This window comes from Allobosea sp. 05L423 (genome assembly GCF_056397745.1).
In genome coordinates this window covers 34,892-49,409 of record NZ_JBFTOA010000018.1, presented here as the reverse complement: position 1 = coordinate 49,409, position 14,518 = coordinate 34,892, and the positions used below count along the sequence as shown (strand labels likewise).

Here is a 14,518-nt window from a genome sequence, read left to right as displayed (position 1 = left end):
CCGACGCCGGCAGGCTGCCTTCGTTCAGGGCGGCCGGCGCGCTTTTCTAGCCGCGCAGCACCATCCGCCCGGTCTGGACCTCATAGCCCTGTAGCTTGCTCAGAAATGAATTGCCCAGCAGGCTCATCGAAAGGGCGCGTTCGGGCAGCACGACGGCGTCGACATTGCGCACGACGATGTCGCCGAGGCGGATTTCGCGCAGCACCGTGTGATAGCCCGTAACCGTGCCGTTGGCCGTGCTCAGCATCATCTTGCGCGCATTGGCATCCGACTTGATGCCGAGCGCCTGGGCGTCGGCTGCGGTCAGCGCGACGATGCTGGCGCCGGTGTCGACCATCATCTTGATCCGGTAGTTCTCGACGCTCGGATGGACGATGTAGTGCCCGCGATAGTCGGCGGCCACGGCGAGCGTCACGGGCTGGCGCGGCCCCGGCGCGGCTGGCTCGGCGGAGGCGACCGCTACCGATGGTGTCTGGTCCCCGATCCGGGGAGCAAGCCATTGCGTGTAGCCGAGAGAGCCGACAATGGCGAAGCCAGCCACGCCCAAGGCCCATACCATCGGGTGCGATGTCACGATCTTTCCCCAGCCTTATCCAGGCCATGACCATGAACATGGTGCCCTGAAGAAGGGTGAAGAGGTTCGGCAGGATTTTCCGCAATGGCCGGGCGCCGGGTATGGATTGTCCGCAGACTTAATCCACGCTTACCGGCACGAGGCTTCGGCAATTGGCACAGCGGTGGCGGGGCGCGTCGGCGACGATTATCCGGCGATATCGCTCGCAAGACGCCGGATGCCCGCGACAAAGGCCTGCTCGGGCGTGACCATGGTCACGGTGAGCCCGGCCGCAGCCAGCGCGCCGCCATAGCTTTCTGCCAGAGCGCCGTCGGCGACGAGGTGGACCTGATTTCGCCTCCCGAAGATAGCCTGTGCCCCCGCGATCTCCTGGCCGACCAGAAGCGCGGAAAGATAGGGGCCGACCTCGCCGCCGCGCATCCGCCCGGCGAGAACCTCGGTGCGCGCGGCGAAGGCCGTATTGAGCAGGCCGCCGGGGCGCAAAGCGCCGGCCCGTCCGCGCGCTGCGCCACTGGCGGCATCGCCTTCGGCAGCTTCCTCCGCCAGGCGGCCCAGGATCGAGCCGTTGCGTAGCAGCCCGTAGATCTCGCCCGTCATGAAGCTGGCGAAGCGCGTGATCCGTCCGTCTCTGATCTCTGCCCATTTCGAATGGGTGCCCGGCAGGCAGGCGATGCCGTCATCGAGACCAAGTCCGACGATGAGAGTTTCCTCGCCGCGCATGACGTCGAAGGCGCCGTCGTCGTAGCTCAGGCCGGGAATGATGGTTGCCGTCGTATCCTTGTCGAGCTCGACGCGGATCGCAGCGGCGGCAATCGCAGCCGGCGAGGCGGGGCAAGCGACATAAGGCGCTTCGATCCAGCCATTGCGGCTGCCGACCATGCCGGCGAGCACGATGGCGGCATCGGGCGCGGCGCGCCGGAAATCCCCGGCGAGGGCCTCGAAGGCGGCGGGGTAGCCGCCGGCCGGTACGGACTGGATGCCCTGATCGGCGATCCGCCGCCGCAGAACCTCACCTGTCTCCGCGATCAGGAAGGCGCGCGCGCGGGTCGTGCCCCAGTCGAGCGCGATCAGAGGTTTGGGCATGCTAGGCTCCGGTAATAGCATCGGACCGAAAAGTGGAATCCACTTCTCGGGAGAATCCGATGCGATAACAAATATATAGATCGCCGTAACCGCGTCCGGTAGAACGCGCGGCGATCTAGCGCGCGACTGTCTCCGCCATGCCGGACCGGGTCAAGGCGTGCCGGCTTGTGCCCGCCCTGCAATCACGGCAACGCTGTGACCTCGGATAACGGACGAATCGGACAAGCGCGATGCTGGAGCTGCAAGCGGGCGGCCTGGAGGCCGTGGTCATTCCGGAGATCGGCGGCATCGTCTCGCGCATGATCTGGACCGGGCCGGATGGGCGCCGGCACGATGTTCTGCGGCCACAGGGGAGCGAGGCCACGACCGCTTCCCCCAACTTCTTCGGCACCTGGGCCATGCTGCCTTTCGCCAACCGGGCTTTCGGCAGCGTGATCGATGACGGTGAGAGCCGCTTCCAGGTTCCGGCCAACGATCCGGCCGGCACCATCCATGGTTTCGGCTGGCAGTCCGCTTGGGAGGTGCTGCGGTATGACCGCGGTCATACCCTCATCGAGCATCGGCGAACGGAGGGGGCGGACCCGTATCGCTACCGCGCCCGCCAGGACATTTCCCTCGACGAAGCCGGTATGACCATCCGCCTCTCGATCGAGAACGAGGCGGAAACGGCACTACCCTTCGGGATCGGCCACCATCCCTGGTTCCCCTGCGCAGCCGATACGCGCCTCGTGATGCGCGCCAGCGGTGCGCTCATCTTCGGCGAAGCCTTTCGCGCCACAGGGCAGGAAACCTTTGTGCAGGGCGGCCCCTTTGTCGACCCGCGCCCGTTCCGTTCCGGTGCCGTAACGGCCTGGAGCTTCCTCGGCTGGGACGATTGCGCCCGGATCGAGACGCCCTCGGCCGGACTCTCCGTGACGCTGACCGCGAGCGAAAGCCTGAACTGTCCGGTCGTCTGGGCACCGCCCGGGGCCGACTTCCTCTGCGTCGAGCCGCAGAGCCACGCCATCGGCGCGCCGAGCGAGCCGGCGGCACGCGCGGCTGCTCCCTTGAAGCGGCTTGCGCCGGGCGAGGTGCTGGAAGGCTGGCTCAGGATCGTGCCGGAAGCGCTCTAGCTTTCGGCTTGCTCCTCAGCGCCAGCCGTAGCCATAGCCGCTGGGATAATAGGGCTGGTAGCCATAGGCATTGGCCGGCAGGGCCGGGCGCAGCAGGATCTGGCCGCGGGCCGCCTCCCAGCCATGGCCCTGGCGTTGCTGCGCGATCGTGCTGTCCTGGCTGCGAGGCTTGGCCTTGGCGATCTTTTGCTTCGACGGGGCAGCCTTCGCAAACTTGGCCTTCGATGTCGTCGATGCCTTGGCGAAGCGCGAGAGATTGTCGGTCGCAGCGCCGTTCAGCGCGATCCGGGTCTGGCCGGCACCATACTTCTTCACCAGTGCGAACAGCTTGGCGGCATTGGCGGGATGCAGCCGGATGCAGCCATGCGAGGCAGGGCGGCCGAGTGCCCCGACCGCCGTCGTGCCGTGGATGGCGTAGCCACCGCGGAAGAAAACCGCGTAGGGCATCGCTCCGCCATATTTGCGCGAATACCAGCTCCTCTCGAGACGGGTCGGCCGATACACGCCGTTCGGTGAGCGGAAGCCGCTGCGGCCGGAGGAGATCTTCCAGTCATGGACCTCGCCGTCGCTGGTGGTGACCTTCATGCGCTGGGCGGCGATGTCGACCCTGACGTCGACGCCGGCTTGCGCCTGGGCGGCGCTGAGCACGGACAGGAACAAGACGGCCAAGATGCCGAGAACGCGACGCATCGCCCGAACTCCGAAGACGCTACTGCTGAGCGGGCGCTCGTGAGGCTCTGGTGGCCGTCGCCCTTGACCCTAGGAAAGCGCGGGCGCCGGAGCCTGTAAAGTGGGAAGACGGAACGTGGTTTCCGGCACCGATCAAATCATTGGCAACGCCTGTGGTTTGCGGCCGCGCGGGAAGGCGGCGTCGATGCGGGCGATGTCGGTCCCCGAGAGGGCAAGACGCAGCGCCCCGGCATTGTCCTCGATATGGGTGACCCTGCCCGCCTTCGGGATCGCAAAGACGCTCGATCGCCGTGTCAGGAAGGCGAGCGCGACCTGCCGCGGCGTCGCATCGTGCTCCCTGGCGATCTCGGACAGCACCTTGCCCTGAGCGCTCCCGGGGGCGGGGAAATCGTCATGGCCGAAAGGGCTGTAGGCGGTGACGGCGACGCCGTGCCGCTCGCACCATGGGATCACGGCGTGCTCGATGGCACGCTCACGCAGATGGTAGAGCACCTGGTTGCAGGCGATCCTGCCCTTGCCGGCGGCGGCGAGTGCCTCGTCGAGGTCGTCCTCGTCGAAGTTGCTGACGCCCCAGGAGAGGATCTTGCCCTCCTGCTTAAGCGCCTCGAAGGCGGCGAAGGTCTCTTCCAGCGGATGCGGTCCGCGCCAATGCAGCAGGTAGCCATCGAGCCGGTCGGTCTTCAGATGCTTCAGTGAGCGCTCGCAGGCGGCGCGCACGCCCTGCCGGGAGGCGTTGTGCGGCAGCACCTTCGATACCAGGAAGACCTCGTCGCGCCGGCCCGCGATGGCCTCGCCGATGATCGCCTCGGAGCGGCCGTCGCCATACATCTCGGCGGTGTCGATATGGCTGAGACCGAGATCGAGGCCGCGCCTGAGCGCCGCGATCGCCTCGCTCTTGTCGCCTTGCTCGATATACCAGCTGCCCTGGCCGATCCTTGCGACATCGCGCCAACCGGTGTCATTCTGCTTCGTCATCGCTGCCTCGCTCCCGAGAATCTCGATATGCTTCGTTTCAGGCGGTTTGGCGCTGATCGGCGCCGGAGAGCATCAGCCGCCTTCGCGCTGGCGTTTGCGTGGATACTCGCCGGCGCGCCCCTCTGGGCGCAGTCACGCGAAGACACCGTTGCGCATGTCGACGGCGCGCCGATCCCGGTCCATCTCTACGTTCCGAGCGGAGCCGGTCCTTTTCCCGTGCTCGTCCTGTCGCATGGCAGTCCCCGCGATGCGGCGGGCAGGAGCGATTTCGGCCGAGGCACGCTCCGCGGGGTCGCCGAAAGCCTGGCCCGTCGCGGCATTCTGGTCGCCGTGCCCATCCGGCGCGGCTACGGCCCGCATCCTTTGCGCTGGGCCGAGGATTACGGCGGCTGCGAGCGTGCGCGCTATTACCAGGCGGGGCTGGCCACGGCGGAGGATATCCGGGCCGCTGCGTTGAGCGTCGCCTCGCGTCGCGATGCCGATCCGACGAGGATCGTGCTGATGGGCGTCTCCGCCGGCGGCTGGGGGTCGATCGCCGCCGCATCGCAGCCGCTCAAAGGGCTGATCGGGGTCGTGAACTTCGCAGGCGGGCGCGGCTCGCGCGGTCCGGATGACGTCTGCAAGCCTGACGAACTCGTGGCTGCGGCAGCCCGCTATGGACGAAACTCCCATGTGCCGGAGCTCTGGATCTACAGCGTCAACGACCGCTTCTTCGGGCCGGATCTGGCGAACAGGCTGCTCAAGGCCTTCACCGAGGCCGGCGGCGCCGCGCGCTTCGTGTCGGCGCCCGCCTATGGCACGGACGGGCACCGCTATATCCGCGATACCGAGAGCTGGCGCGGCGACGTCGAAGCCTTCCTGCAGCGGATCGGCTTTCTCCATGGGTCATAGGCTCTAGGCCGGTGGCGTGCCGTTGGCCGAGAGCACCTCGCCGGCGAGATAGAGCGAGCCGCAGATCAGGATACGCGGCGGTGCCGGCCAGTCGCGCGCCGCGATCGTTCTGAGCGCCTGTTCCACCGAGCCGGAAACCTCGGCCGCGAGGCCGGCGCCACGGGCGGCATCGGCGACTTCCTCGGCTGGGCGGGCGGCGAGCGAGTTCTGGATCGGCACGGCATAGAGCGCCTGCGCCAGCCCCTTGAAATGGCTGAGAGTGGCGGCTGCGTCCTTGGTCGAGAGCAGGCCGGCGATCATCACCAGCGGCGCCGGGTTGCGGTCGGCCAGGTCGGCCATGGCCTGGGCCAGCACGCGCCCGCCATCGGGGTTGTGGCCGCCGTCGAGCCAGAGCTCGGCGCGCTCCGGCACGATCTCGGCGAGGCGCCCGCGCGCCAGCCGCTGCAGCCGCGCCGGCCAGTCGGCATGGCGCATGCCTTCCTCGAAGGCGCGTGTCGGCAGGGCGCTATAGCCGGCCGCGCGCAGTGCCGCGATCGCGGTCCCGGCATTGATGTGCTGATGGCGCCCGGTCAGGCGCGGCAAGGGCAGGTCCAGCAGCCCGTCGCCATCCTCGTAGACCAGCCGCCCACCGGCCTCATGGACGTTGAAGTCCTGCGCGCCGATGAGGATCTTGGAGGCGCCGGCGCGCTCGGCCGCGGCTTCGAGAACCGCGGTCGGCTCCGGCTCCTGCGGCGCGATCACGGCCGGCGCGCCGCGCTTGAAGATGCCGGCCTTCTCGCCGGCGATCTTGGTGACGGTGTCGCCGAGATATTCGGAATGGTCGAGCGAGACCGGCGTCACCACCGTGCAGGCCGGGTGCGCGATGACGTTCGTCGCATCGAAGCGTCCGCCGAGTCCGACCTCCAGCAGCAGCACGTCGGCGGGGTTCTCCGCAAAGAGCAGGAGCCCGGCTGCCGTCGTCATCTCGAAGAAGGTGATGGGGTCGCCGGCATTGATCGCCTCGCAGCGCTCCAGCGCCTCGACGAGCTTGTCCTCGGCGACGAAGCGGCCGCCGCCGGGCGCGCCCAGCCGGATGCGCTCATGGAAGCGCACCAGATGCGGCGAGATATAGACATGGACGGACAGGCCGGCCGCTTCGAGGATCGCCCGCATGAAGGCGATGGTCGAGCCCTTGCCGTTGGTGCCGGCGACATGGATCACCGGCGGCAGCTTCTTCTGGGGGTCGCCGAGCCGCTCCAGCAGGGTGAGGATACGGCCGAGCGAGAGGTCGATCAGCTTGGGATGCAGCGCCATGAAGCGCGCGAGCAAGGCGTCGGAAGACCCCATGACGTGACGGCCCCCAGCCGTGAATAACCTCAGACGGCCTCGGCCACCGGACGCGCGGGAGCGGCGGCTTCGCTCTTCGCCGCCGGCTGCTTGGTCAGCAGGCGGCCGAGCCGGGCCAGCGTGTCCGGGATCTCGCGGCGATGCACGACCATGTCGACCATACCGTGATCCTTGAGATATTCCGAGCGCTGGAAGCCTTCCGGCAGCTTCTCGCGGATGGTCTGCTCGATCACGCGCGGCCCGGCGAAGCCGATCAGCGCCCCGGGCTCGGCGATGTGGATGTCGCCCAGCATGGCGTAGGAGGCGGTGACGCCGCCGGTGGTCGGGTTGGTCAGCACCACGAAATAGGGCAGGCCGGCCGCGCGCAGGCGGCGCACCGCCACGGTCGTCCGCGGCAATTGCATCAGCGAGAGGATGCCTTCCTGCATGCGCGCCCCGCCGGAAGCCGCGAAGACGACATAGGGGGTTTTCTTCTCGAGCGCGGTTTCGGCCCCTTTGACGAAGGCCTCGCCGGCGGCCATGCCGAGCGAGCCGCCCATGAAGTGGAAGTCCTGCACCGCCAGCGTCATCGGCAGACCCTTGACCCGGCCATAGCCGATCTTGAAGGCGTCCTGCGCGCCGGTCTTGGCGCGGGCGTCCTTCAGCCGGTCGACATAGCGCTTCTCGTCGCGGAACTTGAGCGGATCGACGGAAACCTCCGGCAAAGCGACGTCGAGCCACTTGCCGTCGTCGAAGGTCAGCCGCAGCCGCTCCGGCGCGGTGACGCGCATATGGTGCTCGGAGCCGGGGATGACGTAGCCATTCGCCTCGACATCCTTGTGGAACACCATCTGCCCGGAATCGGGGCACTTGATCCAGAGGTTCTCCGGGGTCTCGCGCTTGAACAGCGTCTTGATGCGCGGCCGGACGACTTCGGAAATCCAGTTCATCGGATGAATCCCTGATGGGCTTTCAGCGCCGGGGCGCCGTCACGCCGAAAATGGGGTCGCGTCTGCCGGCGGGCAAGCGACGCAACCGTTGAATGAAACCGGCCTCAGGCCGCCTTGGCCGCCGAACGGACGCCCTGGGCGAGTTCGCTGACCAGCGAGGTGACAGCCGAAACCGTCTTTTCCGTGGCCTTGCCGTCGCTGTCGAGCGAGAGCCGGACGCGCTCCACAAGGGCCGAGCCGACGACGACACCGTCCGCACTCTTGGCGATGGTGGCGGCGTCGGCCGCAGTCTTCACGCCGAAGCCGACCGCGACGGGCAGGTCGGTGTGGCGCTTGATCCGGGCAACCGCGTCGCCGACCGCGCCATAGTCGGCGATGGCGCCGCCGGTCACGCCGGTCATCGAGACGTAATAGACGAAGCCGGAGGTGTTCTGCAGCACCTTCGGCAGGCGCCTGTCGTCGGTGGTCGGCGTGGCCAGGCGGATGAAGGAAACCCCCGCCTTCAGCGCCGGCAGGCAGAGCTCCTCGTCCTCCTCCGGCGGCAGATCGACGACGATGAGACCGTCGACACCGACGCGGCGTGCCTCGGCCAGGAAGGCCTCGACGCCATAGGCGTAGATCGGATTGTAGTAGCCCATCAGCACGATCGGCGTGTCGTGGCCGGCCGTGCGGAAGCTCTCGACCATGGCGAGCGTCTTCCGCAGCGTCTGCCCGGCTTTCAGCGCGCGCTGCCCGGCGAGCTGGACCGGCACGCCGTCCGCCATCGGATCGGTGAAGGGCACGCCGAGCTCGATCACGTCGGCGCCGGCCGCGGGGAGGGCCGCGAGGATGGCGCTCGCCGTCTCGAAATCGGGGTCGCCGGCGGTGACGAAGGTCACGAGCGCCGCCCGGCCCTCGCGGGCGCAGGCCTGGAAGCGGTTCTGGATGCGGGTCTGGCCGGTCTCTGTCATGGGCTTGCGGTTAGCATGGGACGGGCGGGCTGGCGAGTGGCTTGCGCGCGAGGCGAGCCTGCGCCACATCCGCCGGGCATGCGCGCCTTCGACACCGCCCTTCCCATCGATGCCGTTCTCGGCGACCTCGCTGCTGTCTTGCGGAGTCGGCCGAACGCCGTGCTTGTCGCCCCTCCCGGCGCCGGCAAGACCACGCGCGTGCCGCTCGCTCTGCTCGACGAGCCCTGGACAAAGGGCGGCAAGCTCATCCTGCTCGAGCCGCGGCGGCTGGCGGCGCGCGGCGCGGCGAACCGGATGGCGCAGACCCTGGGCGAGCGTGTCGGCGAGACCGTCGGCCTGCGCGTGCGCCTCGGCTCCAAGATTGGTCCGAAGACGCGCATCGAGGTCGTCACCGAGGGCGTCTTTGCGCGGATGATCCTGGACGATCCGGCGCTCGAAGGCGTCGCGGCCGTCCTCTTCGACGAATTCCACGAGCGTTCGCTCGATGCCGATTTCGGCCTTGCGCTTGCGCTCGACGCGCAGGGCGGCCTGCGTGAGGATCTGCGCATCCTCGTCATGTCGGCAACGCTCGACGGCGCCCGCGTCGCGAAGCTGCTCGGCGAAGCGCCGGTGATCGAGAGCGAGGGCCGCGCCTTTCCGATCGAGACGCGCTACCGCGGCCGCGACCCGCTGAAGCGCATCGAGGATCAGGTCATGGAGACGGTTTTGCTCGCGCTCAACGAGCAGCCGGGCTCGCAACTCGTCTTCCTGCCGGGACAGGGCGAGATTCGCCGCGTCGAGGAGCGCCTGCGCGAGAGGCTACGCGATCCCGCCGTCGAGATCGCGCCGCTCTATGGTGCGCTCGACCAGCGCGACCAGGACCGCGCCGTGCTGCCGGCGCCCGCCGGCAAGCGCAAGATCGTGCTCGCCACCGCCATCGCCGAGACCTCGCTGACCATCGAGGGCGTGCGCGTCGTCATCGATTCCGGCCTCGCCCGGGTCCCGGTCTACGAGCCTGATATCGGCGTGACCCGGCTGGAGACCCGCCGTGTCAGCCGCGCCGCCGCCGATCAGCGCCGGGGCCGCGCCGGCCGTACCGAGCCGGGTGTCTGCTACCGCCTTTGGGAGGAGGCCGCGACCGGCGCGCTCGAAGCCTTCGCCCGGCCGGAGATCCTCTCGGCCGATCTGAGCCCGCTATTGCTCGATTGCGCCGCCTGGGGCGTCGGCGATCCGACGACTCTGGCATTCCTCGACCTTCCGCCCGCCCCGGCCCTCAAGGAAGCGCGCGCCCTGCTGAGCAATATCGGTGCGCTCGATGGCGATGGCCGCATCACGCCGGACGGGCGAGCCTTGCAGGCGCTGCCTTTGCCGCCGCGGCTCGCGCGCATGGTCGTGGCTGCCGCCCGCTTCGGGCAGGCGAACGCCGCGGCCGATCTCGCGGCCGTGCTGGTCGAGCGCGGGCTCGGTGGCGATGCCGTCGATCTGGCCGAAAGGCTGGAGCGGCTCAGCCGTGAGCGCGGCGGCCGGGCCGGCGACATGCGCCGCCTCGCCGAAGGCTGGGCACGAACCGCCCAGCGAAGCGCCCGCGGGGATAAGGCAGACGCCGGTGAACCGCTGTCGCCCGGCCTTCTGCTCGCCTTTGCCTATCCGGATCGCGTCGCCAAGGCCCGCTCTCCGGGGTCGGGGCAGTATCTCCTCGCCAATGGCCGCGGTGGCGCGGTGGAACCGTCGCAGCGTCTGGCGCGCGAGCCCTATATCGTCGTTGCGGAATTGACCGGTGCGGCCCAGCAGGCCCGCATCATGGCCGCCGCAGCGATCACCGAAGCCGAGATCGCGGCGCTCGTCGGCCATGGGCTTGCGCCCTTCGGCATCGCGGAGCGCGAGGAGGCGAATTTCGACCGGACTGCCCGCGCGCTGCGGGTTCGGGCGGTGCGCCGCTATGGCGGGCTCGCGCTGTCCGAGCGGCCGCTCTCCGTCGCGGATACGCCGGGGAATGCCGAGGCGTTGGCCAAGGGCATCGCGTCGCTCGACATCGGCCTCCTGCCCTGGACGAAAGGCCAGAACCAGCTCCGCGAGCGCGCCGCCTTCCTGCGCAAGGCGGAACCGGAGGAAAATTGGCCCGATCTCTCCGACGAAGGATTGGCGCAAGAGCCGGAACTCTGGCTGGCGCCGCATCTCCTCGGCCGCGCCTCGCTCGCTTCGATCCAGCCTTCCGATCTCGATTCGGCCCTGGCGATGCTGCTGACCTGGGAGTTGAAGCGCCGGCTCGATCAGGAAGCGCCGACCCATTTTACCGCGCCGACGGGGTCTTCGCTCGCGGTCGACTATGCCGCCGAGGCCGGCCCGACCATTTCGGTGCGCGTGCAGGAACTCTACGGCCTCGCGACGCATCCTGCCTTGGCCGGCGGACGGGTGCCGCTGGTGCTGGAACTGCTCTCCCCGGCGCACCGGCCGATCCAGGTGACGCGTGACCTGCCCGGCTTCTGGCGCGGCTCCTGGGCGGCGGTTAAGTCGGAGATGAAGGGCCGTTACCCCCGCCATCTCTGGCCGGATGATCCCGCTGCAGCATTGCCCACAACGCGAGCCAAGCCGCGCGGGACGTGAGGGCTTACCGTTCCCTCGTCGTCATCCCGGACAAGCCGCGAAGCGGCGCCGATCCGGGATCCATTCCGGATCGATTCCGATGAGGGTCCGGGCATGGATCCCGGGTCTGCGCTTCGCTTGCCCGGGATGACGGCGAGGTAGGAGATAAATCCTCAATTCCCCATGCGGTCACGCCATTGCCGTTCGCCGGCGAGGCAGGAGACCGAGTCGCCCGCCTGGGCCTTGTGAACGGTCGCATCGGCCGGTGCCTCGGCGATCTCGCGCAGCAGCTTGGTCTTGGTCGCCTCGACGAACTGGCTCTTCTCGCGGATCGGGATGACGAAGGCGCCGATTCCGGTGACGACGCAGTCCTTGTAGTAGACGTCGAGATTGTCGATGTCGAAATAGCCGGCCTGTTTCAGCATCACGGGCAGGCCGTTGATCGCGATGCCCTTGGCGCCAGCCTCGTCGCGCGCCGCGGTGACGGGCCGCCCGTCATTGTTGGCGCCGTCACCGGAGATGTCGATGACGCGCCGTATCGCCGTGACGTTGACCTGTTCGAGCATTTGCACGCCGAGATCGATTGCCCCCGAGATCGAGGTGCGCCGTCCGCGCCGCGTCGGAGCCTCACCCAGCTCCTCGGCAAAGGCGACGGCCGCGGCCGGGCCATCGATCACCTTCCATGGCCGCACGACGTATTGGAAGCTGCTGCCCGCCCATTCGAAATAGGTCACGGCGATCTTGCCGATCGCGCCCTTGGCGATCGCGTCGTGGAGCTGCTTCGAGCGGAAGGCCTCGATATAGCCGTTGCGCTGCAGGGCGAGCTCGTCGAGGTCCATCGAATAGGAGACGTCGACCGCGAGCACGAGCGCGACATCGACCTCTTCTGGGGGAGCGCCGGCCGTCTGGGCCCGGGGCAGGGCAGGCTGCCAGAGCACCGCCACTCCCAGGCATGAGAGACCGCACAGCCAGCGCCGCATCGCCACCTCCTTCGTCCTGTCGCGGAAAGGAGTGTGCCTCTGGCTGCGATGATCGCCAAGCCGGAAAATCCCGCTAACGGCGCCTGTTTCGATAGCAAATGCGCGAGCAGGAGGTTCTCAGCCGGCGCGGCGCCTCTCGACGATGTCGATGGCGGCCGCGACGGCCTCCTCGACTGTCAGCGCCGAGGTGTCGAGCGTGACGGCATCTTCCGCGGCCTTGAGCGGGGCGTCGCTGCGCCCCGAATCACGGGCGTCGCGCCGGCGGATATCCGCGAGGATGCCGTCGAAGGTCACGGCCTCGCCGCGTCCGACGAGCTCCTTGTGCCGGCGCGCGGCGCGCACTTCGGGCGTCGCGGTGACGAAGAGCTTCGCCGGCGCCTCCGGGCAGATCACCGTGCCGATGTCGCGTCCGTCGAGCACGGCGCCGCCGGTCTGCGCCGCGAAACGCCGCTGCCTTGTGAGCAAGCCGGCCCGCACGGCCGGCACGGCCGCGACAACGGAGGCCGCCTCGCCGATCTCGCGGCCGCGCAGCCGGTCTTCCGGAAAGGCGGTCTCGTCGAAGCTGCTGACGATCTGCTCGGCGGCTGCGGCGTCGCGGATGTCGTGGCCGGCATCGAGCATGGCGCGGGCCACCATCCGGTAGAGCAGGCCGGTATCGAGATAGGGCAGGCGGTAATGGGCCGCGAGCCGGCGCGCCAGCGTGCCCTTGCCGGATGCGGCAGGGCCGTCGACGGCGATGACGAGGCCGTCCTTGTTTAGGCTCATCGGATCTGGCCTCCGAGGCCGTTCATCAGGGCGACGAAGCTCGGGAAGCTCGTCGCGATCATCAGTCCGTCATCGACCACGACCGGCTCGCGCGTCGCCAGCCCCATGACGAGGAAGCTCATCGCGATGCGATGGTCGAGATGGGTTGCGATCGGCCCGCCGCCGCGCACCGGCCCGCCGCCCGAGCCTTCGACGATCAGGTCGTCGCCCTCGATGGCGCAGGTGACGCCTGCCACCTTCAGTCCGGCCTCCACCGCCGCGAGGCGATCCGATTCCTTGACGCGCAGCTCCTGCAATCCGCGCATCCGCGTCGTGCCGCTGGCGAAGGACGCAGCCACCGCCAGCACCGGATACTCATCGATCATCGATGGCGCGCGTTCGGGCGGCACGATCACGCCCTTCAGGCTCGAGGCCCGCACGCGCAGGTCGGCGACGGTTTCGCCGCCCTCATTGGCCTCGCGCTCGACGGTGATATCGGCGCCCATTTCGAGCAGCGTCGTCAGCAGGCCCGAGCGCAGCGGATTGGTCATCACGCTTTCGATCAGGATGTCGGAGCCCGGCACGATCAAGCCCGCGACGAGTGGGAAGGCGGCGGAGGAGGGGTCCGCCGGCACCGCGATCGGCGCTGCCTGCAGCTCCGGCTGGCCCTTCAGTACGATGCGCCGGCCATGTTCGCCTTCCGGCGTCACGATGATTTCGGCTCCGAAATGAGCCAGCATCTTCTCGGTATGGTCGCGCGTCGCCTCTGCCTCGATCACGCTCGTCTCGCCCGGCGCGGCCAGGGCGGCGAGCAGCACCGCGGACTTGATCTGCGCCGATGCGACGGGCGGACGGTAGGTGATCGGGATCGCCTCCTTCGGCCCGCGCAGGGTCAGCGGCACGCGCCCGCCCTCCTGCTGCGAGACGACGACCGTGCCCATCTGCTCGAGCGGATCGAGGATGCGCCGCATCGGCCGCTTGCGCAGCGAGGCGTCCCCATCGAATGTCGTGGTGATCGGATGCGAGCCGCAGACCCCCATCATCAGCCGCGAGCCGGTGCCGGCATTGCCGAAATCGAGCACGTCGGCAGGTTCGCGCAGGCCACCGACGCCGACCCCCTGCACGCGCCACGCCCCAGCGCCGTCGTGATGGACGATCGCACCCAGCGCCCGCGCCGCAGCGGCGGTGCGCAGCACATCCTCGCCTTCGAGCAGACCGCTGACCTTGGTCTCGCCGATCGCCAGCAGGCCGAAGATGATCGCCCGGTGCGAGATCGACTTGTCGCCGGGCACCCGGACGCGGCCCTTGAGCGGGCCTGCCGCGCGGGCGGTGACGGGGACCGGTGCGTGGTCGTGGGACACGGGGATCGGGGTCTCTGCGCTCGGGAAGGAACGTATGCGTGCCCGGCCTAGAGCACGATCCGATCAGATTGCAATGCAATCTGATCGGATCGCGCGTTCTCTATCGGTATGTGAGAGACGGATACCGATCAGGTTGTTCCAACCTGGCCGGATTCGGCTCTAGCACGCTCGCGCAAGCCGCGCCAATGCACGGTCGCGTTGCCGTCTGGAGGGCGGGTGAAACGGCTCCCGCTCTTGCGCGCAGTTGCCGCATGGCTCAAATCAATATTTGACAGCGCGGCGCGCCCCGACTAACGGACGCGCCTGCTTTTCAGAACATGATGATTGAAGGGTCCGACGCA

The 14,518-nt window shown here is 68.7% G+C and carries 13 protein-coding genes; 3 read left to right on the top strand and 10 right to left on the bottom strand.

Annotated features, from left to right (window positions below; genetic code table 11):
* Positions 1-46 precede the first annotated feature (46 nt).
* A complete protein-coding gene (locus AC1DNE_RS25210; RefSeq protein ID WP_441472178.1) occupies positions 47-574 on the bottom strand; it encodes a retropepsin-like aspartic protease family protein in 528 nt (175 codons plus the stop codon).
* 186 nt (positions 575-760) lie between these two features.
* A complete protein-coding gene (locus AC1DNE_RS25205; RefSeq protein ID WP_441472179.1) occupies positions 761-1,657 on the bottom strand; it encodes a 2-dehydro-3-deoxygalactonokinase in 897 nt (298 codons plus the stop codon).
* Between the two features lie 230 nt (positions 1,658-1,887).
* Here AC1DNE_RS25205 and AC1DNE_RS25200 point away from each other — a divergent pair, with 230 nt between their 5' ends.
* Positions 1,888-2,769 (top strand): aldose epimerase family protein, encoded by an 882-nt coding sequence (locus tag AC1DNE_RS25200; protein ID WP_441472180.1) that lies wholly within the window; start codon positions 1,888-1,890, stop codon positions 2,767-2,769.
* A gap of 15 nt (positions 2,770-2,784) precedes the next feature.
* Here AC1DNE_RS25200 and AC1DNE_RS25195 read toward each other — a convergent pair whose 3' ends face one another.
* Entirely contained in the window at positions 2,785-3,459 is a 675-nt protein-coding gene (locus AC1DNE_RS25195) for a L,D-transpeptidase (protein WP_476765224.1), read from the bottom strand.
* 132 nt (positions 3,460-3,591) lie between these two features.
* Complete coding sequence (locus AC1DNE_RS25190) at positions 3,592-4,434, bottom strand: aldo/keto reductase (RefSeq protein WP_441472182.1); 843 nt, start codon at positions 4,432-4,434, stop codon at positions 3,592-3,594.
* 27 nt (positions 4,435-4,461) lie between these two features.
* On the opposite strand from AC1DNE_RS25190, the gene AC1DNE_RS25185 reads away from it, so the two are divergent.
* Positions 4,462-5,325, top strand: coding sequence for an alpha/beta hydrolase family protein (locus AC1DNE_RS25185; RefSeq protein ID WP_441472183.1), 864 nt, complete (start codon positions 4,462-4,464; stop codon positions 5,323-5,325).
* Between the two features lie 3 nt (positions 5,326-5,328).
* Here AC1DNE_RS25185 and AC1DNE_RS25180 read toward each other — a convergent pair whose 3' ends face one another.
* The 3 genes from AC1DNE_RS25180 to trpA all read right to left on the bottom strand — a co-directional run bounded on the left by AC1DNE_RS25180 (position 5,329) and on the right by trpA (position 8,530).
* A complete protein-coding gene (locus tag AC1DNE_RS25180) occupies positions 5,329-6,651 on the bottom strand; it encodes a bifunctional folylpolyglutamate synthase/dihydrofolate synthase (RefSeq protein WP_441472184.1) in 1,323 nt (440 codons plus the stop codon).
* A 29-nt stretch (positions 6,652-6,680) separates the two neighbouring features.
* Positions 6,681-7,580 carry an acetyl-CoA carboxylase, carboxyltransferase subunit beta gene (accD, locus tag AC1DNE_RS25175; RefSeq protein WP_441472185.1) on the bottom strand — a complete coding sequence of 300 codons (900 nt, stop codon included), beginning with the start codon at positions 7,578-7,580 and terminating at the stop codon, positions 6,681-6,683.
* 104 nt (positions 7,581-7,684) lie between these two features.
* Positions 7,685-8,530: a tryptophan synthase subunit alpha gene (gene trpA, locus AC1DNE_RS25170; RefSeq protein WP_441472186.1), complete on the bottom strand. Its 846-nt coding sequence runs from the start codon at positions 8,528-8,530 to the stop codon at positions 7,685-7,687.
* 78 nt (positions 8,531-8,608) lie between these two features.
* Here trpA and hrpB point away from each other — a divergent pair, with 78 nt between their 5' ends.
* Complete coding sequence (hrpB, locus tag AC1DNE_RS25165) at positions 8,609-11,113, top strand: ATP-dependent helicase HrpB (RefSeq protein ID WP_441472187.1); 2,505 nt, start codon at positions 8,609-8,611, stop codon at positions 11,111-11,113.
* A 152-nt stretch (positions 11,114-11,265) separates the two neighbouring features.
* On the opposite strand, the gene AC1DNE_RS25160 is transcribed toward hrpB, so the two are convergent.
* The 3 genes from AC1DNE_RS25160 to aroA all read right to left on the bottom strand — a co-directional run bounded on the left by AC1DNE_RS25160 (position 11,266) and on the right by aroA (position 14,177).
* Positions 11,266-12,072, bottom strand: a complete 807-nt coding sequence (locus AC1DNE_RS25160) for a DUF1194 domain-containing protein (RefSeq protein ID WP_441472188.1) — start codon at positions 12,070-12,072, stop codon at positions 11,266-11,268.
* A 117-nt stretch (positions 12,073-12,189) separates the two neighbouring features.
* The gene (gene cmk / locus AC1DNE_RS25155) at positions 12,190-12,837 is read right to left on the bottom strand and encodes a (d)CMP kinase (protein WP_441472189.1); all 648 of its coding nucleotides are present in this window, start codon (positions 12,835-12,837) and stop codon (positions 12,190-12,192) included.
* Positions 12,834-14,177, bottom strand: a complete 1,344-nt coding sequence (aroA, locus tag AC1DNE_RS25150; protein ID WP_441472190.1) for a 3-phosphoshikimate 1-carboxyvinyltransferase — start codon at positions 14,175-14,177, stop codon at positions 12,834-12,836. The genes cmk and aroA overlap by 4 nt, the downstream gene beginning before the upstream one ends.
* Positions 14,178-14,518: the final 341 nt, after the last annotated feature.